This window comes from Arthrobacter sp. 92 (assembly GCF_050260325.1).
Classification (GTDB): domain Bacteria; phylum Actinomycetota; class Actinomycetes; order Actinomycetales; family Micrococcaceae; genus Arthrobacter.
In genome coordinates, this window is sequence record NZ_CP189863.1 from 309830 (window position 1) to 331454 (window position 21625).

The 21625-nt window shown below is 65.5% G+C and carries 19 protein-coding genes; 11 read left to right on the forward strand and 8 right to left on the reverse strand.

Annotated features, from left to right (window positions below):
• Window positions 1–185 precede the first annotated feature (185 nt).
• From ACP4XC_RS01445 to ACP4XC_RS01455, 3 genes are all read right to left on the reverse strand, one after another.
• The gene (locus tag ACP4XC_RS01445) at window positions 186–2444 is read right to left on the reverse strand and encodes a polysaccharide deacetylase family protein (protein ID WP_427173116.1); all 2259 of its coding nucleotides are present in this window, start codon (window positions 2442–2444) and stop codon (window positions 186–188) included.
• Window positions 2445–2798: 354 nt separating this feature from the next.
• Window positions 2799–4292, reverse strand: coding sequence for an amidase (locus ACP4XC_RS01450; RefSeq protein WP_427173117.1), 1494 nt, complete (start codon window positions 4290–4292; stop codon window positions 2799–2801).
• Entirely contained in the window at window positions 4285–5028 is a 744-nt protein-coding gene (locus tag ACP4XC_RS01455) for a Type 1 glutamine amidotransferase-like domain-containing protein (protein WP_427173118.1), read from the reverse strand. The genes ACP4XC_RS01450 and ACP4XC_RS01455 overlap by 8 nt, the downstream gene beginning before the upstream one ends.
• A gap of 111 nt (window positions 5029–5139) precedes the next feature.
• Between ACP4XC_RS01455 and ACP4XC_RS01460 the strand changes: the two genes are divergently transcribed.
• The 3 genes from ACP4XC_RS01460 (at window position 5140) to ACP4XC_RS01470 (ending at window position 6868) form a co-directional block, all read left to right on the forward strand.
• Entirely contained in the window at window positions 5140–5466 is a 327-nt protein-coding gene (locus ACP4XC_RS01460; RefSeq protein WP_427173119.1) for a rhodanese-like domain-containing protein, read from the forward strand.
• A 121-nt stretch (window positions 5467–5587) separates the two neighbouring features.
• The gene (gene pheA / locus ACP4XC_RS01465; protein ID WP_427173120.1) at window positions 5588–6571 is read left to right on the forward strand and encodes a prephenate dehydratase; all 984 of its coding nucleotides are present in this window, start codon (window positions 5588–5590) and stop codon (window positions 6569–6571) included.
• A 93-nt stretch (window positions 6572–6664) separates the two neighbouring features.
• Window positions 6665–6868, forward strand: coding sequence for a hypothetical protein (locus ACP4XC_RS01470; protein ID WP_427173121.1), 204 nt, complete (start codon window positions 6665–6667; stop codon window positions 6866–6868).
• Between the two features lie 85 nt (window positions 6869–6953).
• Here ACP4XC_RS01470 and ACP4XC_RS01475 read toward each other — a convergent pair whose 3' ends face one another.
• Window positions 6954–8024: a diacylglycerol/lipid kinase family protein gene (locus ACP4XC_RS01475; protein WP_427173122.1), complete on the reverse strand. Its 1071-nt coding sequence runs from the start codon at window positions 8022–8024 to the stop codon at window positions 6954–6956.
• A gap of 77 nt (window positions 8025–8101) precedes the next feature.
• On the opposite strand from ACP4XC_RS01475, the gene serS reads away from it, so the two are divergent.
• From serS to ACP4XC_RS01490, 3 genes are all read left to right on the forward strand, one after another.
• The gene (serS, locus tag ACP4XC_RS01480) at window positions 8102–9382 is read left to right on the forward strand and encodes a serine--tRNA ligase (RefSeq protein ID WP_427173123.1); all 1281 of its coding nucleotides are present in this window, start codon (window positions 8102–8104) and stop codon (window positions 9380–9382) included.
• Between the two features lie 262 nt (window positions 9383–9644).
• Window positions 9645–10658, forward strand: a complete 1014-nt coding sequence (locus tag ACP4XC_RS01485) for a hypothetical protein (RefSeq protein WP_427173124.1) — start codon at window positions 9645–9647, stop codon at window positions 10656–10658.
• 212 nt (window positions 10659–10870) lie between these two features.
• Complete coding sequence (locus ACP4XC_RS01490; RefSeq protein ID WP_427173125.1) at window positions 10871–11827, forward strand: HAD family hydrolase; 957 nt, start codon at window positions 10871–10873, stop codon at window positions 11825–11827.
• A 106-nt stretch (window positions 11828–11933) separates the two neighbouring features.
• On the opposite strand, the gene ACP4XC_RS01495 is transcribed toward ACP4XC_RS01490, so the two are convergent.
• Complete coding sequence (locus ACP4XC_RS01495; protein ID WP_427173126.1) at window positions 11934–12533, reverse strand: MarR family transcriptional regulator; 600 nt, start codon at window positions 12531–12533, stop codon at window positions 11934–11936.
• A 202-nt stretch (window positions 12534–12735) separates the two neighbouring features.
• On the opposite strand from ACP4XC_RS01495, the gene ACP4XC_RS01500 reads away from it, so the two are divergent.
• Window positions 12736–15177, forward strand: coding sequence for a phosphoketolase family protein (locus ACP4XC_RS01500; protein ID WP_427174977.1), 2442 nt, complete (start codon window positions 12736–12738; stop codon window positions 15175–15177).
• 17 nt (window positions 15178–15194) lie between these two features.
• On the opposite strand, the gene ACP4XC_RS01505 is transcribed toward ACP4XC_RS01500, so the two are convergent.
• Both ACP4XC_RS01505 and ACP4XC_RS01510 read right to left on the reverse strand, forming a co-directional pair.
• Entirely contained in the window at window positions 15195–15950 is a 756-nt protein-coding gene (locus ACP4XC_RS01505; protein WP_427173127.1) for a DUF429 domain-containing protein, read from the reverse strand.
• 145 nt (window positions 15951–16095) lie between these two features.
• Window positions 16096–16584, reverse strand: a complete 489-nt coding sequence (locus ACP4XC_RS01510; RefSeq protein WP_427173128.1) for an inorganic diphosphatase — start codon at window positions 16582–16584, stop codon at window positions 16096–16098.
• A 148-nt stretch (window positions 16585–16732) separates the two neighbouring features.
• Here ACP4XC_RS01510 and dacB point away from each other — a divergent pair, with 148 nt between their 5' ends.
• Complete coding sequence (dacB, locus tag ACP4XC_RS01515) at window positions 16733–18325, forward strand: D-alanyl-D-alanine carboxypeptidase/D-alanyl-D-alanine endopeptidase (protein WP_427173129.1); 1593 nt, start codon at window positions 16733–16735, stop codon at window positions 18323–18325.
• On the opposite strand, the gene ACP4XC_RS01520 is transcribed toward dacB, so the two are convergent.
• A complete protein-coding gene (locus ACP4XC_RS01520) occupies window positions 18322–18507 on the reverse strand; it encodes a hypothetical protein (RefSeq protein ID WP_427173130.1) in 186 nt (61 codons plus the stop codon). The two genes, dacB and ACP4XC_RS01520, sit on opposite strands and share 4 nt — an antisense overlap.
• Before the next feature lie 157 nt (window positions 18508–18664).
• Here ACP4XC_RS01520 and ACP4XC_RS01525 point away from each other — a divergent pair, with 157 nt between their 5' ends.
• The 3 genes from ACP4XC_RS01525 to hpt all read left to right on the forward strand — a co-directional run bounded on the left by ACP4XC_RS01525 (window position 18665) and on the right by hpt (window position 21495).
• On the forward strand, window positions 18665–19783 hold the full coding sequence (locus tag ACP4XC_RS01525; protein ID WP_427173131.1) for a zinc-dependent metalloprotease: 1119 nt from the start codon (window positions 18665–18667) through the stop codon (window positions 19781–19783).
• A 69-nt stretch (window positions 19784–19852) separates the two neighbouring features.
• Complete coding sequence (gene tilS / locus ACP4XC_RS01530) at window positions 19853–20914, forward strand: tRNA lysidine(34) synthetase TilS (RefSeq protein WP_427173133.1); 1062 nt, start codon at window positions 19853–19855, stop codon at window positions 20912–20914.
• A 29-nt stretch (window positions 20915–20943) separates the two neighbouring features.
• Window positions 20944–21495, forward strand: a complete 552-nt coding sequence (gene hpt, locus ACP4XC_RS01535) for a hypoxanthine phosphoribosyltransferase (RefSeq protein WP_427173134.1) — start codon at window positions 20944–20946, stop codon at window positions 21493–21495.
• Window positions 21496–21625: the final 130 nt, after the last annotated feature.

Below are 21625 nucleotides of genomic sequence, written 5' to 3' on the forward strand. Positions count from 1 at the left end.
AGCGCAGCCGGTGGCCCACGCTGCAACCATGCGGCGAATCGCCGGCGCACAAGTGGGGGCACAAGTCGGCGCACAAGAGGGAGCGCCACGGTGGAGATGCAATCACCGTGGCGCTCCCTGTTGGTTATCCCGGCACAAGCCCTATGTCAGCTTTATGCCGCCCTTCGTCGTCGGCCGCCCCAACCTCACTTGTAGGTGATGGCTGCGCCTGCGGCGGCGGACCAGGTGATGCGTCCGCCTTGGTAGTCCTGGGCCACACCTGCGCCGGAGGCGAACTCATTGGTGATCGGATAGCCAAGGCGGCCGTTCTCCCAGCCCTGGGATGCGTAGGCTGTGCGGATGGCACCGGCATTGCTGTGAGCCCCCGAACCGGCGGACCAGTAGATGACGCCGCCCTGGAAGTTCTGGTAGACGCCTCCATTCTTGAGGCCGGTGATCTCATTGCTGGTGGGGTAGCCGAGGAAGCCGTTCTCCCAGTTGAGCCCGGCCCAGGCCGCGTCGATGGCGGCCTTGGTGATGTGGGCTCCGGTGGCCGGGGACCAGTGGATCACGCCACCTTGGAAGGTCTGGTAGACGCCCCCGTTCTTCAGGTTCCCGATTTCGTTACTGGTGGGGTAGCCGAGTCCGCCGTTCTCCCAGTTTTGCGCCGCCCAGGCCGCGTCGATGGCGCCCTTGGTGATGTGGGCTCCGGTGGCCGGGGACCAGTGGATGACGCCGTGCTGGAAGTTCTGGTAGACGCCTCCGTTCTTGAGGCCGCCGATTTCATTGCTGGTGGGGTAGCCGATGGGGCCCGTTTCCCAGCCCTGGGCTGCCCAGGCTGCGTCGATGGCGCCCTTGGTAACGAAGGCGCCCGTCGTGGCCGTCCAGTGGATCACGCCGCCCGTGTAGTTTTGGTAGCAACCGCCGGCGGTGAGGCCGCATACAACGGTTCCGGTGGCCGTACCAATGCCCGACGTTGTGGCTACTGCCGTGATGGCGGTTGTGGCCGCAGCCGTGTCCGTGGCCGCCCCGTCCGTGAGTTCGTAGTCGTCTGTCGTGAGCGTGCCGGCACTGACCAGGTTCAGGCCCATGCTGATCGCGGAAGCACCAGCCGGGACTGCAGGTGAGGTCCAGGTAGTCTGCGTCCAGGCGGTGGCGGCGGGCACCTGAGGGCTCGCCGTCCAGTAGTTCCATGTACCAAGGCCTGTGCGGTAGTACAGCTCAAACTGGGTGGGCGCCGTGGATTGGTACCACGCCTTCATTGTGTAGGTGTGTCCCGGGATGGCGCTGGGCGCGCATTCGCCCAGATCGAGGGTGGGCAGTAGTTTTCCGTCACCATTGGTGTAGGCCGACATGACCATTTGCTCGGCGGCCGTTCCTGTATGGCCCGGGGTCACGGTGGTGAAGGTGCGTGTGTTGGTCCCGAATCCGCCGGCTGCCCAGCACTGCGGCAGCCCGGTTGCGACCGGCCCGGCAGTTTCCAGGCTGGGGTTTTGGAAGAGATTTCCGGTGGTCAGCGGTGCCGGCGCGGCGGGGCCGGCCACGGGGGGCTGCACCGTCCCGCCGATCACCTGGTCCACCGTTTTCACCGATATCGTCCCGGCGCTCTGCTGGGCCGCGAGCCACGTAATGAACTGGGTGTAAACGTCTGTGGAGATGGTGAGTGGATCGGCGATGCCGGTGGTCGCGTCGGTTCCGGCGCCGATGTGGTGGAAGGTGATCTGCACCCATCCGCCGCCCGGCTCCGCCTTGGTGACGAGGTTTTGCAGGTCCAGCAGCGTCCAGGTGTTGTCCACCTCGTCCGGGGCCTTGGTCAGCCAGGGATCGGCGGGGGGAATGGTCTCGGCGAACCCCAGACCCGCGGTGCCGGCAACCTTGCTTTCCAGATCGCCCAGGCCGCGGGCGCTGTTGAATCCACAGTCCTTCACGGTCTGCTCGACTGCCGGGGTCAGGGATGCGAAGGGGTAGGCGAAGCTCGTGATCCGGAATCCCATGTTGGTCAGGTTGACGCGGTCATTGCAGATCTGGCGCTTGACCTCATCTGCGCCCATTTGCGCGAGGTCCGGGTGCGTGACCGTATGGCCGGCGATCTCGTTTCCGGCCGCCTGCAGCGCCAGCGCCTGGGCCTTCGTCATGTACCCTGCCGCGTCCAGATAGCCGGAAGGGGTATAGAAGGTGCCCTTCAGCCCGGCCGCATTCAGGATCTGCGCGGCCGCCACCTGATCACCGTTCGCATCGTCATACGTGAGCGTAATGACCGGCGGATCCGCCGCGTGGGCCGGTGCCGCAAAGACGGCACCCCCGATGAAGCTCGCCACTACGGCCGCCACGCTGCCTGCGGCAGTCCATTTTGTGGCCGCCTTGGTGGTGGGGGCCTTGCCGGTGGGTGCCTTGGCTGTGGCCGGAATGTGGGGGTCACGGTCCGCGCGGCCTCGAAAGAGGGGGCGGTGATTCATTAGTTTCATGTCTGCATCCCATAGCTCGGTCGTGAGGCGACTTGCTATGCACAGGCTTTCCCCCCGCATCGCCGTTCCAAGGAACCCTCAGCCGCCTTGAATGTTCTGTTGCATCGAGGCGAAGTGTCGCTTTGATGCTTCGGGCATTCCCCCCGGCTGCCCGAACTAAGAGCATTAGGCTGTCACCAGCCCACTTCGGATACTATTCGGCTGCCGGTCCGGGGTCGTGAGTGATTACTACTGGACTGGTTCCGGCAATTAACGAGTAGCAATCGCCCTATACTCGGTTCAAAATGGAAGGCAGGGGACGGCGGAGTGCCGGGCGCCAGGGCGCCGTGGCGGGGCGTCAAACGAGCTGTGCTTCTAGAACCCGATCTGATGTGCGACTTGAAGCAAAAGTGCCTCAGATCCCATCGGTCCCACCAGTTGGATTCCCATCGGCAGGCCGGCCCCGCTGGAGCCGCCGGTCCAGTACACCGGCACGCTGATGGCGGGCAGTCCGCACACGTTCACCATGGAGGACCACGGGGCGTATTCGCATTGCTTGCGATAGTCGCCGTCGGCATCCCCGGCCCACTCAGCCGCAGGCCAGTATCCATCTCCGTGAGTGGCCCCGGTGAACCAGCCAACGGGCCGCGGCGTTTGGGCCAGCGCCGGCATGAGCATGAGATCCCATGCGTTGTATTGGGCGATTGTGTCCCGTTCGAACTGACGCAGGAATTCCAAGGCCTCGTTCAGTTTCGCTGCGCTGCGTTGCTGCGCCCGGCGCCGGAACGTGCGGGTGAGCGGGGTCAGGAGCGCTTCGCGTTGTGGCGCGATTCGTGCGCTGCCTACGCCAGCCGTCCACGCCGTGGTGAAGGCAGCCGGATAGCGGTTGTCATAGCGGACTGAAGCGTCCATTACATTGTGGCCAGCCGCCTCCAGAAGGGTGATCCCCTCGTTCAGGGCGCTGATCGCCTCCGGGTCAGGCGTGATCGGAAACAGCGCCTGCCATGGGCTGTCCATGCTCATGCCGATTCGCAGTGGCCGCGGTTCCCGGGCGATGCCGGCGAGGTAATGACCCATGCCGCATCCGGGCGCGCCCCCGGTCCCGCCGCCTCCGCCGCCTCCGGCCGCGCCGCCAGTCCCGCCCTTGGCGTTGCCGAATGTCGCCTCCGGCACCAGGGAGTCCAGCATCAGGGCCGCATCTCGGGCCGAGCGGGCCAACGGACCGGCCACCACCAGCCGGGCGGGATCGCCGCTGTTCTCGCCCGCCGGCGCCAGCCCGCGGCCCGGTTTCAAACCCACCAGGCCACAGGCCGCCGCCGGAATCCGAACCGAGCCGCCGCCGTCGGACCCGGGCGCGAACGGCACCAGTCCCGCCGCCACCGCGGCAGCGCTGCCGCCCGAGGAGCCGCCGGAACTCCGGCTAAGGGCATAGGGGTTGCGGGACGGCGGAGCGATCCGGTTCTCGCTGTATGCCGTCAACCCGAATTCCGGCACCTGGGTCTTGCCCAGTGAGATGACCCCGGCAGCCTTCAACAACGCCGCCAGGGCGCCATCCGCCGGAGCCGGCTTGTGCTCCAGGGCCGCGCTGCCGTGGGTGGTCACCACACCGGCCACGTCGGTCAGGTCCTTGAACGCCACAGGCATGCCATGGAGGGGCGGAAGTTGCGCGGGGGAGCGGCTGAACAAGGCGTCTGCCCTCCGTGCGTCCGCCAAGGCATGGTCTCCGGTGACCGTTATGAACGCCCCTAGTGCCGGGTTGCGGGCCTCAATCCGAGCCAAGTAGTGGGCCGCCGCCTCGCGTGCGGATAGCCCGCCGGACCGGAGGGCATCACGGAGTTGGACGGCGGACAGCTCGTGGATCTCAGCCAAGGAACCGGGTCTCCAGCCGTTCCTCGGCAGCCGCCGGTTCACCGCTTTCGCCTGCCGCGCGGGAGACGATATAGGCGGCCTTGCCCCTGACTTCGCTGACCGCCTCAACAAGGTTCGTGCCATGGTAGACCAGCCCCACGCCGTCGTCGGTGCAGTGAGTTTCGCCCAGGGTGCCAGCTGCCACCAAGCGGTGAACCAGGGGGCGGCGCTGTTTCTCGGAATCGTAGTGGACACCGTTGGCATAGGGAAGGAATCCCAGTGCGTTGGTCACTGGCCGGAGCTCGGGTCCGAACGAATCGGTGGTTCCCCCTTGAAACCAGCAGATGGAGCCGGCGGACACGCCGGCTAGAACCACACCGTCTTCCCACACCCGCCGCAGAATGGCATCCAGGCCATGCGCGCGCCACACCGCCAGGAGGTTGATCACCGAGCCGCCGTTAACCCACACCACATCCTGATCCATGAGGTGCGTTTCAGGGTCCTCCACGCTGGGCATGGTGAACAAATTCAGATGGCTGAAATCGAATCCCGCGATCCGGGCGGCGTGGTCCATTAGCGCGTTGAACCAGCTCTGATCGCCGGAGGCAGTGCCGATGTGGGTGACGCGCGGGGCTCGTCCGGTGACGCCGGACAGTTCGACGGCGTGGTGCAGCAGGGCATCAAACTCCAGCCGGGAGCGCCTTCCGGCCTTGTAACCACCGGAAGTTGCCAGAATGGTGGGCTGTTCTGCTGCCATCGGGATTCTCCTTTGCGCTCCTCCTGAAGCTTAACCTGCCGCCTCATTCGGGCCGCACTCGGCGGCGGGGATACGCTGGAGGTAGACCTTCAATATCTGGAGAGGACCACAATGAGCGACTTCGAAACCGTGACTGTGACCGATATCCCCGGCGATGCCACCCTCCTCGACGTTCGGGAGGACTACGAGTGGGCGGCCGGGCATGCGGAAGGTGCTCTGCACATTCCCTTGGACCAGTTGCCGGGCAGGGTGGGCGAGTTGGATCCGGACGAGGACCTCTATGTCATCTGCCGTACCGGGGGGCGCTCCTACCGCGCCGCACAGTGGCTGACCGGCCAGGGCTATTCGGCGCTGAATGTGTCCGGCGGAATGGATCAGTGGCTCGAAACCGGGCTGCCGCTGGTATCCGACAACGGCCTGAAACCCGTCATTCTCTAGGTCAACCGTTCTGGTTTCGCTCTCCTGCTCTGACCCCTAGCTCCGGCCCTTGCGGGTCGCCGCCGTTTTGTCCCATGCGCGCGGGACTTTCGCCGGTTCCGCACAAACCTGAAGGAACCCCATGCCCGCCTCGCCCGTCACGTACACGTTCCTCGGCCCCAAGGGGACCTTCACGGAGGCGGCCCTGATGCAGGTTCCGGGTGCTGCCGACGCCGTCCGCATCCCCTCCTCGAACGTCAATACAGCCCTGGACAAGGTGCGGGACGGCTCGGCCGACGCAGCAATGGTGCCCATCGAGAATTCGGTGGAAGGCGGCGTCACCGCAACTCTGGACGCCATCGCCTCCGGCCAGGAGTTGCGGATTATCCGCGAAGCGCTTGTGCCCATCAGCTTCGTGCTGGTGGCCCGTCCCGGCGTGAGGATATCCGACATCCGGCGAGTGTCCACCCATGGCCACGCGTGGGCCCAGTGCCGTTTGTGGGTGGAGGCGAATATGCCGGATGCGGAATACGTTCCGGGTTCGTCCACGGCCGCTGCGGCGATGGGTCTCCTGGACGAGGAGGGCGTCCATTACGAGGCGGCCATCTGCGCGCCGATTGTGGCAAGCGAGCAGCCCGGGTTGAACGTGCTCGCGGAAAACATCGGCGACAACCCTGGGGCCGTCACCCGCTTCGTCCTGGTCAGCCGGCCGGGTGTCCTGCCTGACCGTACTGGAGCCGACAAGACCACCGTGGTGGTGCCGCTGCCGGAAGACCGCCCGGGTGCCCTGATGGAGATCCTCGATCAGTTCGCCTCGCGCGGAGTGAACCTCAGCAGGATCGAGTCCCGCCCCACCGGGCAGTACCTCGGCCACTATTTCTTCAGTATCGACGCGGACGGCCACGCCGCGGACGCCAGGATGGCGGATGCCCTGGCAGGGTTGCATCGGATCAGCCCGGCCACGCGTTTCCTGGGTTCCTACGGCCGGGCGGACGCGCAGAGTCCGGAAGTGGCGCCGTACAACTCCGACGAAGCATTCCAAGCGGCACATGCATGGGTCCGGGAGATCCTTGCCGGGGCAGTGGCTGCGCCCGAGCATGCCCATGGGGGTTCGCCCACAGCTTAGACGAATGCCGCTTCCGGTACTTCCGCCTCCGCAACATGGTGCGTATGCTTGCTTGATCCATTGGGGAAATCCTCTACCGGAGGGAGCAGGACCATGTCAGGAACCAGCACCGACAACGACGGCCAGGGAATGATTGTCAATCCCAAACCGACAGCCGAGAACCAGGATTGGGACGGTGACGATGCGGACCGGGCCGATCGCCTGCGCTTCGAGGAAGAGCAAGCAATGATCCGCGAGCAGTCCGAAGCCCGTGCCGCGGCGAAAGCGGCCGAGGCAAAAAAGAGGGCCACCGCCTAACGCGTGTGAACCTGAGCATGGTTGTTTACTGTGAAGCCCGGGCCGGAAGAAGTAGCGCGGTCTGAAGCGGCGGGACGGAGCCCGATCAGGCGGTTTCGTTCCCCGTGCTTTCGATAACCCGAACCAGGAGCGATCTTGGCTCAACCTGCACAGTCACCTCAGTCGCCTCTCCGGAGGGGTCGCCGTCGACTTGAGTGGCCACGGGTTCCGCACAGCGAATCACTATTTTGCCGGAGCGGTAGTAGCTCATCACCGGCAGGTTCCGTTTGTGCTTGAACATGATTTTCCCATACATTGCGATCCACCCGATGGCACTGCGGGGGCTCATCACCACTACGTCCAGCACCCCGTCATCGATCATGGCCTGCGGGATGAAATCTATGCCGCCGGGGATCAGGCCGCAGTTGGCGAAAAGCACACTGCGAATCTTCCGGGTCTGTTCTGGCTGATCGTCCAGGGAAATGGATACCTTCTTGCGCCGCCCTATCAGGTGCCGGGCACCCGCCTCAGTGTATGCGAGCCAGCCAACTGCCCTTTTGAGGCCATCGTTGGTATCGCCCACCACTTCAGCATCCATGCCCATACCGGCAATCACCAGGAATGCGTGCTCGGAGGCAGCTCCTGTACGGGAGTTCCTGATGCCCATGCGGGCTGTGTCTATGAAGCGCTGATGCCCGAATAGCGCAGTCTGGATGCATCCGTGCAGATCGGCGACGTCCAGGTGAACGTTCCTGGCCAACAGGTTGCCCGTGCCCAGCGGGATCAGGCCCATCGGCACATTTGTGTGGGCGAGCTTCTCAGCCACAACGCGCACGGTGCCGTCCCCGCCGCCCACCAGGACGACGTCGGCCCCGCTGGCGAGGGCCGCCTCCGCTTGGGCGTAGCCGGGATCCTCGGCTGTGGTCTCAAAAAACAGGGGGGCTTCCCAACCCGCGGAGAGACAGGCCCTTTGAATGAGGGCCCGGGCCTCGGCCGACTTGGCCTTTATGGGATTCAGCACCACGGCAACCTTTTGCTGCTCAAGGCCCGGGTGGTAGGTGTCCTCCCGGACGGCGCTTCGCGTGTGCAGGACCCTGAGCCTGCGCACGCCCCACCAACTGGAGACCGCGAATGCAAGGGCCGCGGCGATGATGAGGTAGAGCAGCCAGTCGTTCATGGTGCTCCAACACTATCCCGCCCGGGCTCTGTCGTTGCCACCGCTTGAGGCGCGGCCGGATTCGATACTCTTGTCTGGTGATCGACGTAAAAGACCTCAGCGAAAATCCGGACAAGTTCCGTGCCAGCCAACGCGCCCGCGGCGCCGACGAGTCCGTGGTGGACGCGATCATCGCCGCGGACGCTGCCCGGCGCGCGGCACTAATACGGTTCGAGAACCTCCGCGCCGACCAGAACGCGTTCGGTAAGAAGGTGGCCCAGGCCAAGGGTGGGGAGAAGCAAGCCCTCCTTGCCGAGGTCAGGGTCCTGGCAGGGTCGGTCAAGGCCGCTTCCGCCGAGGCCGACGTCGCGCAGGCAAAGCAGGAGGAGCTCCTGCGCGCCATCCCGAACCTGATCGAGGAAGGCGTGCCTGAGGGCGGCGAGGATGACTACGTTGTGCTCAAGACGGTGGGCACGCCGCGCGAATTTCCCGACTTTGAACCCCGGGACCACTTGGAGATCGGTGAGCTGATCGGTGCGATCGACATGGAGCGCGGCGCCAAGGTGTCGGGTTCCCGCTTCTACTTCTTGCGTGGCGTGGGCGCGCGCCTGGAGATGGCACTGCTCCAGATGGCCATGGACCAGGCCATCGAGGCCGGTTTTGTCCCCATGATCACCCCCACGCTGGTACGCCCGGAGACCATGCAGGGCACCGGCTTCGATGTGAAGCACGACGCCGAAATCTACCGCCTGGCTGAAGACGACCTTTACCTTGTGGGCACCTCGGAAGTGGCCCTTGCCGGTTACCACGCCGACGAGATCCTGGACCTCTCGGCCGGTCCCATCCGCTACGCCGGCCAGAGCTCCTGCTACCGCCGCGAGGCAGGCTCACACGGCAAGGACACCCGCGGCATCATCCGGGTCCACCAGTTCAACAAGGTGGAGATGTTCATTTACACCACGGTTGAGGAGGCCGCAGCCGAGCACGCCCGCCTCCTGGCCTGGGAAGAGGAGATGCTGGCCAAGTGCGAACTGCCGTACCGTGTGATTGACACGGCGGCCGGCGACCTCGGCAATTCCGCGGCCCGCAAGTTCGACTGCGAGGCCTGGGTCCCGACGCAGGGCGCCTACCGCGAGCTCACCTCCACGTCCAACTGCACCACCTTCCAGGCCCGGCGCCTCAACATCCGCGAACGGATCCTGAGCGAGGACGGTGCGCCCAAGGGCACCCGCGCCGTGGCCACGCTCAACGGAACGCTAGCCACCACCCGCTGGATCGTGGCCATCCTGGAGCACCATCAGAACCCGGATGGCTCGGTGAACGTCCCGGCCGCGCTGCGGAAGTATCTCGGCGGCATGGAAGTGTTCCCCGTCCTCTAGGTTCCGGCGTGGGTTCCGTAGGTTCGCCGTTCCCGGGGTTCCATAGGTTCGTCGTGGGTTCTGTCGGTTCGTCATTCCCGGGCTTGTCCGCGTCTCCGTTCCTTCAGCCCTCTGAAACACGGACGTGCCTAGGATTCCCTACGCCCAAGGCCCAAGGGCCTCCTTGGCCACGGACGTCGCCACTCGTCCTCCACAGCCCGCCGTGTCCACATAACCCCCGGTGCCCGGTGACGGTGGGGCGCCGGCCCTGCATTCTGTTGACATGGAAATCCCGCCCGGACTGATCGACTCGGCGGCCATTCTGCGAACGCGGGAAGGCGTCGATTTTATTCACCGCGAGTTCAGGGCGGGAAAGCTGGTGCGGATCCGCCGCGGGTTCTACGTGCAGACGGCTGAGTGGTTGCGCGCCCACCCGTCACAGCGGTTCGCATGGTCGACGGCGGCGGTTGCCAGATCGGTCAAGGGTGCGGTGTTGTGCGGGGAGACAGCCGCGTTGGCCAGCGGCTTGCCCACGCTCGGTACCCCCGCCTGCATCGAGCTCGCAACAACCCTGCCCGGCCGCAGCGGGACGAGGCGGTCCCCGCTTCTGGTTTTGGGAGAGGGCAATGCTGCCCAGGAGGTGCGGAAGAAGCGATCGTACCCTCTGAAGTACTGCCTCAAAACCGCAGTGGAGCCGGTGCTGCATGGCGAGTTCCGTTGCACGGGACTCATGCAGACCACAGTGGACGTGATGGTATCCGGTCGCCTGAGTCACGCGTTGGTGCTGGCCGATGGGGTGGCTCGAAAACTCCGTGGCGATGGTTTGCTGGCTGCGGGTGCCAACCTCCTGTCCGTGCCGGGGATTGCAGCCGGCATAGCGGACCGCCCTTTCGCTGCCGCGCGTCGTCGTGCGGAGCTGGTGGCCACGCTTGCCAGCCCGCTGGCTGAGTCCGTGGGTGAGTCCTACAGCCGTGCAGCCTTTGAATTTCTGGGATTCGAGCAACCGGCACTTCAGCACGTGTTTAGCGATCGGGATGGCTTCATTGGCCGGAGCGATTTTTGGTGGCGGAAAGAGCGGGTTGTGGGAGAGTTCGACGGGAAAGGCAAGTACGTGGACGCCGCGCTGCGTGGGGGCATCACGGCGGAGGAGGCCGTCTACCGGGAGAAACTGCGCGAAGACCGGCTCCGTGCCTTGGGAGGTGGGTTCGTTCGGTGGACCTGGGCCGATGTGGACAATCCTGACCATCTGAAGCGCAAGCTGCTGGCGGCCGGACTCCGCCCCCGAAACTTGGGCTAGTCGGCGTTTCCGAACTGCCCCCAAAACTTGGGCTAGTCGGCGTTTCCGAAGCGTAACAGGCAGGATTGGCGGATAAGCCCAGGAATCCCCCCGGAGGCTACATGCGGGTAAACACTCACAGTGAGGAAAAACTGTGGATATTGGCCAGCTGTTCACTCTCGGCTGTGGCGTGCGTCCTAGCCGGTGTCCGGGGTGTCTGCTCTACTAGATAAATGACTACTTTGACTGAAACCTCAGTCGCTGGCAACGACGACCAGCGCAACGAAAATCCTGAACAGCGCAACGAATACCGGGACCAGCGCAGCGACCACCAAGCCTTGGAAAGCAACACGGGCCTTGCGGGAAAGGTGCGCACCAAAGCTGCCGAGCTCGCCGCGAGCCCGAAGATGATGGTGGCCCTGGACGTTGACGGTACGTTGGTGAACCACGATGGTCACATGTCGGTTACCGTCCGGGAGGCCGCGCAGGCCGTGGTAGCCGCGGGCCACGAAGTCATGATCGCCACCGGCCGCTCCCTCAACGCCACGCTGCCCATCATCGAGCACATCGGGATCGACACCGGTTATGCGGTGTGCTGCAACGGCGGCGTGACGCTCCGGCTGGATCCGGCCCACCCCGATGGCTACGAAATCATCCGTAAAGCCACGTTTGATCCCGGCCCCGCACTGCGGGCCCTTCGTAAGCGCCTGCCCATGGCGAAGTACGCGCTGGAGGACGAGGACGGCAACTTCCTGTCCACCGAACGCTTCCAGGACGCGAGCTTCGGCGTGGAGGCGATCGGCGTGGACTTCCAGACCATGCTTGAGGCCACGGCCGTGCGCGTGGTGGTTTTCAGTGCGGACAACACCCCGGAGGACTTCAACGAGGCCATCAAGCACATCGGTTTGGCCGGCGTCACCTACTCTGTGGGCTGGACTGCCTGGCTGGACATTGCCGCGGAAGGCGTCACCAAGGCCAGCGCCTTGGAGCACCTCCGCGGGCATCTGAGCATCGAGTCGCACCTGACTGTGGCGATCGGTGACGGCCGCAACGATATCGAGATGCTGACGTGGGCGCGCCGGGGTGTTGCGATGGGCCAGGCGCCCGAGGAAGTGATCGCCGCGGCGGACGAGGTCACCCTGTCGGTGCACGACGACGGCGCGGCGCACGTTCTCCGCAGCCTCCTCTAACGCCGGGTAACGCCGGGCTGCTCCACCGCCGGCTGCTTTAACGCTTGGCTGGTTGTCGTCGCAGCCGCAGCCGCAGCCGTAGCCGGATCCGGGGCCGCGCTGTGGCCTAACGGACCTCGAGGATCAGCTGCAGGAGCCGGGCCGCTGCGGGACGGGCGGAATGCTCCTCGTTCCACTGGGCGCGGGCCACGGCCTTGCTGACTGCTTGGGTGGTGATGCCCAGTTCTTCAGCCACGGCTTTCTGCTGGCCGCGTACGCCCGGGGTCAACAAGTCCAGGACACGCCACTCCGCCGCGCTGCGGCCATGCACAATGTGGCCCAGCAGCCTCAGCACGGCCTCTGATTCGGCAGCCAGTTGAGCGAACGGCCCATCGACCGCCACGGGAATGCGTTCTCTGCTGTTCCGGGCCCGGTCCACCGCCCGGCGGGCGTAGATCAAGCCGTGCCCCGTGGCGTCCTTGATCTGGTTCGGCAGCGGCTCATTCACGGGCCCCACTCCAATGCCCACGAACCAGCTGCCACAGCGCAGAGCGATCAGGGCCGCCTCCACAGCCTGGTGCGGACAGTCGACAATTCCTTGGACCTCATCTTCGACTGAGCGGTCGAAATCAAGGCGCGCCGGTATATGCCGCAGGTCCTTGAGTAGCTGCGGCACCCGGTCGCCGTCGCGCCGGCTGTCAGTTTGGTTGATGGTCAGCGTGAACATTTCTGGGTCACACACTACCGGGTGGCGTTCCGGGGACAAGCTGGCTTCCACGTTCACCGGCCAAGTTCGCCCGTGGCGGGGTTGTCTCGCACGCGCAGAGATGTTGCGATGGGGAGGAAGCTGCCGATGGCGGCATTGACCCAAGTGGAGGACCGCAGTGACCAAAGACTTAGGCGATGACACAACAAGGATGGACCCAAGCATGGCGGGCGGCACCACAACAGCTCCGGCGCCAACAGCTCCGGCGCCGGACGAGGAGCCCTTGGCGGCCCTGGAGCTTGTGGATCGCTGGTGGAGGGCGGCCAACTACCTGTCGGTGGGGCAGATCTACCTCCGTTCCAACCCCCTGCTGCGGGAACCGCTGGCTGCGGACCACACCAAAGCCAGGCTTTTGGGCCACTGGGGTACGACTCCAGGCCTCAACTTCGTCTACGCCCATCTGAACAGGGTCATCCGCCGGGACCGGCAGGAAATGCTCTTTGTCGCGGGGCCGGGTCATGGCGGACCGGCCGTGGTGGCCAACGCCTGGCTGGAGGGAACGTATTCCGAGATCTACAGCAATGTGGGCGACGATGAGGCCGGGATGGCCGAGCTCTTCCGGCAGTTCTCGTATCCCGGCGGCATCCCCAGCCACGCGGCGCCGGAAACCCCCGGGTCCATCAACGAGGGCGGCGAACTGGGTTATTCGTTGGCACACGCGTATGGATCGGTCTTTGATAATCCAAAGCTGATCACCGCCGTCGTGGTTGGTGACGGGGAGGCGGAAACCGGGCCGCTGGCCGCGAGCTGGCACTCACACAACTTCCTGGACCCCGCGGCGGACGGCGCAGTGCTCCCCATCCTGCACCTGAACGGTTACAAGATCGCCAATCCCACGATCCTGGCCCGCATGCCCGAGGCCCAGCTGGAGCAGCTGCTTCGGGGCTATGGCCACAAGCCGCATTTCGTCACTGTCGAGGATCCGGACCGGGTCGCGGACGCGCACCGTGACTTTTCTGAAGTCCTGGACGAGTGCCTGGCCGAGATCCGGGCCATCCAGGCCGAGCGCCGTGGTGCAGGAGGGGGAGCAGCCGCTGGAGACCGCGGTGCCGCGCAGTGGCCCATGATCGTCCTGCGTTCGCCCAAGGGATGGACCGGGCCGCGCACAGTGGACGGACAACAGGTGGAAGGGACGTGGCGGAGCCACCAGGTTCCACTCTCCGAAGTGCGCACGAACCCGGGGCACCTCACGCAGCTGGAGGAATGGCTGGAATCCTACCGGCCTGCTGAGCTGTTCGACGAACAGGGCCGTCTGAGGACCGCCGTCGCCGCGAACGCGCCGTCGGGGGACCTGCGCATGAGCGCCACCCCGCATGCCAACGGCGGCGTCCTCCTCCGTGACCTCAAGCTTCCCGAATACAACAACTATGCCGTTCAAGTCGCCCGGCCGGGCGTGGAGCGGGTCAGCGCCATGGTCACGCTGGGCTCCTGGCTGCGGGACCTCATCGGACTCAACCCGGAGACCTTCCGGCTCTTCGGGCCCGATGAAACGGCCTCGAACCGGCTCCAGAACGTCTATGAAGTCACAGACAAGGTATGGCAGTACCGGATCGACGACGTCGACGAGCACCTTGCGCGCGCAGGCCGTGTGATGGAAGTGCTCAGCGAACACCTGTGTCAAGGCTGGCTGGAAGGGTACCTGCTCACCGGCCGGCACGGCGTGTTCAACTGCTACGAGGCCTTCATCCACATCGTGGACTCCATGTTCAATCAGCACGCCAAGTGGCTCAAGGTTCACCGCGAACTTCCCTGGCGCCAGCCCGTGGCATCGCTGAACTACCTGCTGTCCTCACACGTGTGGCAGCAGGACCACAACGGGTTCTCGCACCAGGATCCAGGCTTTATTGACCATGCGGTGAACAAGAAGGCCGAGGTCATCCGGGTGTACCTGCCGCCGGACGCCAACACGCTCCTGTCCGTTATGGAGCACTGCCTTGCCTCCCGGGACTACGTGAACATTGTGGTTAGCGGCAAGCAGCCCTCTCCCACCTGGCTCGGACCGGCCGACGCGGCTCACCATTGCCAGCGGGGGCTGGGAATCTGGGAGTTCGCGGGGTCCGAGGTCCCGGGTGAGGAGCCCGATGTGGTCCTTGCCTGTGCCGGGGATGTGCCCACGGTGGAAACCGTGGCCGCGGCGGAGCTGCTCAAAGAGGGCGCTCCCGGGCTGAAGATCCGGGTGGTCAACGTTGTGGATCTTATGCGGCTCCAGGATGCGAACGAGCATCCTCACGGCCTGTCTGCGCGAGATTTCGACGGTATTTTTACTGCGGACAAGCCCATCATCTTCGCCTACCACGGCTATCCGTCGCTGATCCACCGGCTCGCGTACCGGCGGACCAATCAAGAGGGACTCCACGTCCGGGGCTACAAGGAGGAGGGCACTACCACCACCCCGTTCGACATGGCGATGCTCAATGGAATCGACCGCTTCCAATTGGCCATCGATGCGATCGACCGGGTCCCTGGCTTGGCAGAGCGCCACTCGCTGCTCCGCCAGTCGCTGCAGGATGCCCGGATCAGGGCCCGGAACCACACGCGCGTCCACGGCGAGGACCCGGCGGAGATCCGCGACTGGTCGCTCAGCGGGCAGCACAGCCAGGAATAACGTGGGGGACCCCGGTTTTAGCCCCGGGCCAGGTCTTCGAGGCGTCCATTGGGCAGATGGATCCAGCCTTCGCTCGCGGCCCGGGCGGCGTGATCGTTATCGGGCCGCAGTGTGGTGCCCACTTTGACAGCGCGGGCCGTGAGCGCGGCGACGAGGGAGTCAAACATGTCGTCGGAGGCCGCAAGATCCAACTGGTATCCGCCCAGGTCCAGCCAGGGGGCGCTTCGGGTCAGGCGTTCGAGTATCGAGGCCCGTTGCGTGGCTTCGGTGGTGCCGTTGCCTTTGTAGCCACGGGCGGACATTCCCCATAATTTCAATGATGCGGCCGGGTAGACCTCAGCCAGCTGCCCGGATCCGTCCCTGGCCTGAACTCCGTGAGTGCGGGCAATCTTGGCCTGGATCACGGCGCACCGCATGGCGGGGTGGGCCAGTCGGTCGGCCGAGACGCTGAGCGGGATCAGGCCCGTTTCCCGGGTGACGAAGCGGTCGGTGTCGCGGTAGGCGAGGAGCCGGCGGCCTTCGATCCCGTCGTGCTCCAGGACCGACTTCGCTTCGAAGTTCAGGTGTCCGGCAATGAACGGAAGCAAGGCGTCGGGCCAGCCCACGGGACAGTCAATCCCTGTCATCGCGGTGCTGCCAAACAGCTCCACTATGGCGTCATCGCTGACATTAAGCGACAAGTGCACCAGGCGTGCGGCGCCATCGGTCCATTCGACGATGGCGGCTGCGGTTTTCTTCGTGGCCGCGGCAAGGTCCACGCCGAGGGTTCTCAATGCCCTGTCCCGGTAGGCTCGGCGTCCATCTCACCATTATGAGCCCCACGCCGGGCGCGAACGTACACTTGAGGCCCCGAAATCCGCGGATTCCAGGGCCTCAAGTGTACGTTCGCGCTTGCGCGTGAATGGTGTGTTGCGGGGATCAGTGACCCGACGGAACGTAACGCTTGATGGAAGCTTCGAGCTCGGCCTCGGCCGCGGCGCGGTCGCCCCAGCCTTCGGCACGGACCCACTTCCCCGGCTCCAGGTCCTTGTAGCGGGTGAAGAAGTGCTCGATTTCCTTGATCAGGTATTCGCTGACGTCGCTGACCTCTTTGATGTGGTCGAAGCGTGCGTCCGTGGGGACGCAGAGGACCTTCGCGTCGCCGCCGCCGTCGTCCGTCATGTTGAAGACACCGATGGGGCGCGCTTCCACAATGACACCGGGGTGCAGGTCGAAATCCTGCAGGAGGACCAGGGCGTCCAGCGGGTCGCCGTCCTCGCCCAGCGTGTTCTCAAAGAACCCGTAGTGGGTGGGGTACTGCATTGACGTGAAGAGGACGCGGTCCAGGCGGACGCGGCCGGTCTCGTGGTCGACTTCGTACTTGACGCGTGATCCCTTGGGGATCTCGATTGTCACGTCATGCTTCATGGAATGCTCCTCGACTTCAGGGTGTTCGCGGCACTCTTGACTTTCCACCAATAGTGTCAGTGCCGCCGACTACTATTGAGGATATAGGGATCGGCCCAGGTTTCATGAACTAGTGGGGACATTTCAGCACTAAAGGACCAAGAGCAGCATGAAACGCAGGATGAGCCGCGCAGGACGGCGCCCATGGATCAACGCCAAGGGACCGGCCCGCGCAGCCTTCACGGGAGTCGTGCGCAGCCTGCCCATGGTGCTGCTGACCCTGCTGATCCTGGCCCTCGCGGTCCCGGCGGCCATGGTCATGGCTCCCGCCTTCACCGGCCGCGGACCGGCAACCGCTACGCCAGATTCATCTGTGCCGCCTTGGCAGCAGGTCCCGCGCGAACTTTCTCTTCCTGGCGGAATCGCACCCCTCAGCAACTCAGCGCCTGTTCCGTTTCCGGACAACCTCGCCGCCCAGGTTGAGGCCACATTGAAGACCGACGGCGGGGGAACCTTCACCGGCGTGGTGCAGGACGCCGCCACCGGCCAGGTGTTGTTTGACCGCGGGGGAGCGGACGGCAGGATACCGGCGTCCAACCTGAAGCTCTTCACCGCCGCGGCGGCCCTTCGAGCGATCGGCCCTGAGCGGCGCTTCAACACCCGGGTGGTCGCCGGAGCAGCGCCCGGTACCGTCGTCCTGGTGGGCGGAGGGGACGTCCTGTTGGGAACCGGCGAGTCGTCCAATGACGCCGTACTGGGCCACGCCGGCCTAGCCACCCTCGCGCAGCGCACGGTCCGTGCACTGCAGGATGCCGGAATAAAAGGCCCCCTGACGGTGCAGCTCGACGACTCCCTGTTTACCGGGCCGTCCCTCAGCCCGGCCTGGAATCCTGAGGACGTGGCCGCGGGCGAAACGGCGCCGTTGTTCCCGCTGGCGCTGAACTCGGCCCGGTTTGATCCAGCCGTGACCAGCGGCCCCCGTCCGCAGGACGCAGCCATGAGCGCCGCCGAGGCGTTCTCCGCCCAGCTCACGGCGGCAGGAGCAGCCGCCGGGCTGTCCGTCGCCCCCGGCGTCGTTCGGGTCAAAGCCGGTACTGCCGACGGTACGGTCACCACTCCGAATGCCGACGACGGCGGCGCACGCCCGTCAGCGAGTTCCACGGCAACCAGCCCAGCGGCCATGGTTCGGGGGGCTATGCTCGCCGAGGTCCAGTCCGCCACCGTCCGCCAGCAGGTGGACCTTCTGCTGCAGACTTCAGACAACTACCTGGCCGAGGTGATGGGCCGGATGGCGGCGATAACGGCTGGCCGGCCAGGCAGCAACGACGGCGCCACCGCCACCGTCCTCCAGCAGGTGACGGAGCTCGGAATCCCCACGGACGGCCTGCATCTGGCTGATGTGTCCGGGCTGTCGCTGGCCGACCAAGCATCCGCCAAACAGCTTGCGGCGATGGTCCGCGCCATCACATCGGGCAACGAGCCTAAGCTGCGGGCCGCCATCGGCGGCTTCCCTATTGCCGGACTCACCGGCACGTTGGGCGACCGCTACACTGACGCCTCCACGTCCCGCGGGGCAGGCCTGGTGCGCGCGAAAACCGGGACGCTGAACTCGGCGCTTGCCCTCAGCGGCTACGTTGTGGACGCCGAGGGCCGGCTCCTGGTGTTCTCCTTCGTCGGCAACGGATTGACGCCGGGCGCGGCGGGAAACAAGACCGCGCTGGACCGCTCGGCGTCGATTCTCGCATCCTGCGGTTGCCGCTAGCGGCGAATCCGTCCTGCGGCGGTCCTCGGGGAGTCCTCGACGCCCGCTGACGCGGAAGCAGGGGCCGGGGACTGCAACTCGGCGGTGCCGAAAAGTGCCGTCATCACCACTGCGGCGAGGACTGAACGCCAGCCGTTGCCGGTACCCTCGGTCAACGGAGCTATGGGGCGGTAGACAATCATGGGGGCTCTCCTTCGGCGTGGGTTTCTGACTCAAGGGTGGACTGTGACATTTGCGTTCCGCTGTCGCCAGGCTGTGCGCAGGCTATGGGCTATGAGGCCGTTCGCCGGACAGCGAACTTAAGGTGCAAAGCAGGCGTGCTGTGGTGTGATGGACGCTATGGAGTCATCTGCAGGCGAGTCATCCGTACAGGCCCAGGCACTGATCAACTGGGAGCTGGCCGCATCGACGGCTGCCCGGCTCGCCCCTGCAGGGCCTTCACTGCGTTCCGGCGAAATCGGCAGCGCCGTCGAAAACCTGCGTCTGATGGCGGACCTCTCGGTGCCTCATGTGCACGACATCACGGGACTCGAAGCCGCCCGTGATCTTCGCGATTCCTCAGTCCTGGTGGTGGACCGCGCCTCCTGGGCCAAAGCGAACACCCAAAGCTTCGCCGTGATGCTGAAGCCGGCCATGGAAAAGATGATGGAGAGCCGGCGGGGTGCAATGAGCCCCGGGGCCGCGAGTGTCAGCGGCGCCGTCACAGGCAGCCAGCTCGGAGCCGTGCTCGCATTCCTCTCCAGCAAGGTCCTGGGCCAGTACGACCCCTTCTCTGCACTTGCCGAGGACTCCACGGCCCCGGCTGCCGGACGGCTCCTGCTGGTGGCGCCGAACATTGTGGCTGTGGAGCGCGAACTCAACGTCACCCCTGAGGATTTCCGGCTGTGGGTCTGCCTTCACGAACAGACCCACCGGGTGCAGTTCGCCGCGGCCCCGTGGCTGCGGCACCACATGCTCACCGAAATCGACAACCTCAGCGGCCACCTGCTGGGCAACGTGGACTCCCTGATGGAGCGAGCCTCCGCTGCCGCCAAGTCCCTGAGGGACCGCAGCGCCAGTGGCGCGACCCCGCGGCGGGGCGCCATCCTGGAACTGCTGCAGGACCCCGAGGAAAAGGCCTCACTCTCGCACCTGACCGCCGTGATGAGCCTGCTGGAGGGTCACGCGAACGTGGTGATGGACGCCGTGGACGCCAGCATCGTTCCCTCGGTCAAGACCATCCGGCAGCGGTTCAACGCCCGCGGCAAGGATCGCGGCGTCATAGAAAAATTCATCCGCAGCCTGCTGGGCCTGGACGCCAAAATGCGCCAGTACACCGACGGTGCCAAGTTCGTCCGCGCCGTGGTGGATGTTGCCGGGATGGAAGGCTTCAACAGGGTCTGGGAGTCGGCCGACAACCTGCCCACGGAGCCGGAGATCCACGATGCGAAGCTGTGGCTTGAGCGGATGGGCCTCTAGTTGTCCCAACCCGCAACCGGCCGCCGCCAACCTGGCCGCTTGGCGCCGGTGGTCGGCAAGGCTCGCAGGATGCTGCAGGACGCGCTGGCGCAGGCTGGCTACCCTAAACGGGTGCTCGTGGCCTGCAGCGGCGGCCCTGATTCCCTGGCGCTGGCGGCAGTGGCGTCCTACTTCGGGCGCCGCGGCCACGTGAACGGCCGCCCCGTGTCGGTTGGCGCCGTGGTGGTGGACCACCAGCTCCAGCCGGCCTCGGCTGACGTGGCGGCCAAGACGGCGGCAGTCCTCCAGGAGCTGGGGCTCTCCCCGGTTCACGTGCGGACCGTGGATGTTGCTTCCTCCGGGCTGGGCCCGGAGGCGGCTGCTCGGGATGCCCGGCACGCAGCGCTGGAGGCAGTCGCCGCCGAGACGGGCGCGGATGTGATCCTCCTCGGCCACACGCTCGATGACCAGGCCGAACAGGTGTTGCTGGGGCTCGCCCGCGGCTCCGGAACGCGTTCGCTGGCGGGGATGCGACCGGTAAGGGGGAAGCTGCTGCGCCCCTTCCTCGGTTTGCGGCGCGATGACACCTTGGAGATCTGCGCAGTCGAGGGATTGGAGCCCTGGCATGATCCCAGCAATGCGGACCCTGCCTTTGCCCGATCCCGGACCCGTGTCGAGGTCCTGCCGGTGCTCGAGGAAAAGCTGGGCCCCGGCGTCGCCGAATCGCTGGCCAGGACCGCATCCATCCTGCAGCACGACGCCGATTACCTGGAGGACGTGGCGAACAGCACGTTTGAACGGCTCGCGGAGCGTTCGGGCGCCGAAATAAGCCTCCCCGAAGCGGCACTGGGCGAGCTTGCCCCCGCCATCAGGTTCCGGGTTATCGCCAAGGCGGCCGCCGACGTCGGGGGCCAACAGCCCAGCTACCAGCGCCTGCTGGCCGCGGAGGCGCTGCTGCGCCGGCAGGGCTCGGCGGGTCCTGTTGAGCTGCCCGGGGGCGTCAGCGTCTACCGGTTGTCGCTGGCCCAGCTGCTTGCCGAGGACCAACAGAATCGTCAAGGGCTGCCGCACGATGGTGCCGACGGGGTTCCCCGCGAGGCGGCCCGCTGTGGGAAGCTAGTATTCCGGCCTCAAAAACCGCCCCAAGAATAGTCGCACCCGCATCTACACAGGAGCCATTGGTGGATTCAAACGACGTCCAGGCAGACCTCAAGCACGTTCTCTACACCAAGGATCAGATTCAGCAGCGGATCACCGAACTCGCTGCCCAGATCGACAAGGACTATGAAGGGCGCGAACTCCTGATCGTTGGCGTCCTGAAGGGTGCGGTGATGGTCATGGCGGACCTGGCCCGGGCACTTCACAGCCACGTCTCCATGGACTGGATGGCCGTTTCCTCCTACGGTTCCGGCACGCAGTCCTCCGGCGTGGTCCGCATACTCAAGGACCTGGACACCGACCTGATGGGCAAGGACGTCCTGATTGTCGAGGACATCATCGACTCGGGGCTCACGCTGTCCTGGCTCAAGACCAACCTGGAGTCCCGCGGCACGGCCTCGGTGGAAATCTGCACCGCCTTCCGCAAGCCCACAGCACTCAAGGTCCAGATTGACGTCAAGTACGTCGGGTACGACATCCCGAACGAATTCGTTGTCGGCTACGGGCTGGACTACGCCGAAAAGTACCGCAACCTGGACTTCGTGGGCACCCTCGCCCCGCACGTGTACGAATAACTGCTTCTTGCGGCGTTGCACCGAAGCGCTACGCCTACAGGGAACTTTTGCAGTTCACTGTGCGTGATCTAATCCGAACGGTGTATAGCTAGAAACTAAAGCAGCACCACACGTGCGCAGATCCTTCGCC

Bases quoted from the DNA above. Each gene is read 5' to 3' on its own strand.
- ACP4XC_RS01445 (WP_427173116.1), bottom strand. From the start codon at position 2,444: ATGAAACTAATGAATCACCGCCCCCTCTTTCGAGGCCGCGCGGACCGT.
- ACP4XC_RS01455 (WP_427173118.1), bottom strand. From the start codon at position 5,028: ATGGCAGCAGAACAGCCCACCATTCTGGCAACTTCCGGTGGTTACAAG.
- ACP4XC_RS01460 (WP_427173119.1), top strand. From the start codon at position 5,140: ATGAGCGACTTCGAAACCGTGACTGTGACCGATATCCCCGGCGATGCC.
- pheA (WP_427173120.1), top strand. From the start codon at position 5,588: ATGCCCGCCTCGCCCGTCACGTACACGTTCCTCGGCCCCAAGGGGACC.
- ACP4XC_RS01470 (WP_427173121.1), top strand. From the start codon at position 6,665: ATGTCAGGAACCAGCACCGACAACGACGGCCAGGGAATGATTGTCAAT.
- ACP4XC_RS01475 (WP_427173122.1), bottom strand. From the start codon at position 8,024: ATGAACGACTGGCTGCTCTACCTCATCATCGCCGCGGCCCTTGCATTC.
- ACP4XC_RS01485 (WP_427173124.1), top strand. From the start codon at position 9,645: ATGGAAATCCCGCCCGGACTGATCGACTCGGCGGCCATTCTGCGAACG.
- ACP4XC_RS01490 (WP_427173125.1), top strand. From the start codon at position 10,871: ATGACTACTTTGACTGAAACCTCAGTCGCTGGCAACGACGACCAGCGC.
- ACP4XC_RS01495 (WP_427173126.1), bottom strand. From the start codon at position 12,533: ATGTTCACGCTGACCATCAACCAAACTGACAGCCGGCGCGACGGCGAC.
- ACP4XC_RS01500 (WP_427174977.1), top strand. From the start codon at position 12,736: ATGGCGGGCGGCACCACAACAGCTCCGGCGCCAACAGCTCCGGCGCCG.
- ACP4XC_RS01510 (WP_427173128.1), bottom strand. From the start codon at position 16,584: ATGAAGCATGACGTGACAATCGAGATCCCCAAGGGATCACGCGTCAAG.
- dacB (WP_427173129.1), top strand. From the start codon at position 16,733: ATGAAACGCAGGATGAGCCGCGCAGGACGGCGCCCATGGATCAACGCC.
- ACP4XC_RS01520 (WP_427173130.1), bottom strand. From the start codon at position 18,507: ATGATTGTCTACCGCCCCATAGCTCCGTTGACCGAGGGTACCGGCAAC.
- ACP4XC_RS01525 (WP_427173131.1), top strand. From the start codon at position 18,665: ATGGAGTCATCTGCAGGCGAGTCATCCGTACAGGCCCAGGCACTGATC.
- tilS (WP_427173133.1), top strand. From the start codon at position 19,853: ATGCTGCAGGACGCGCTGGCGCAGGCTGGCTACCCTAAACGGGTGCTC.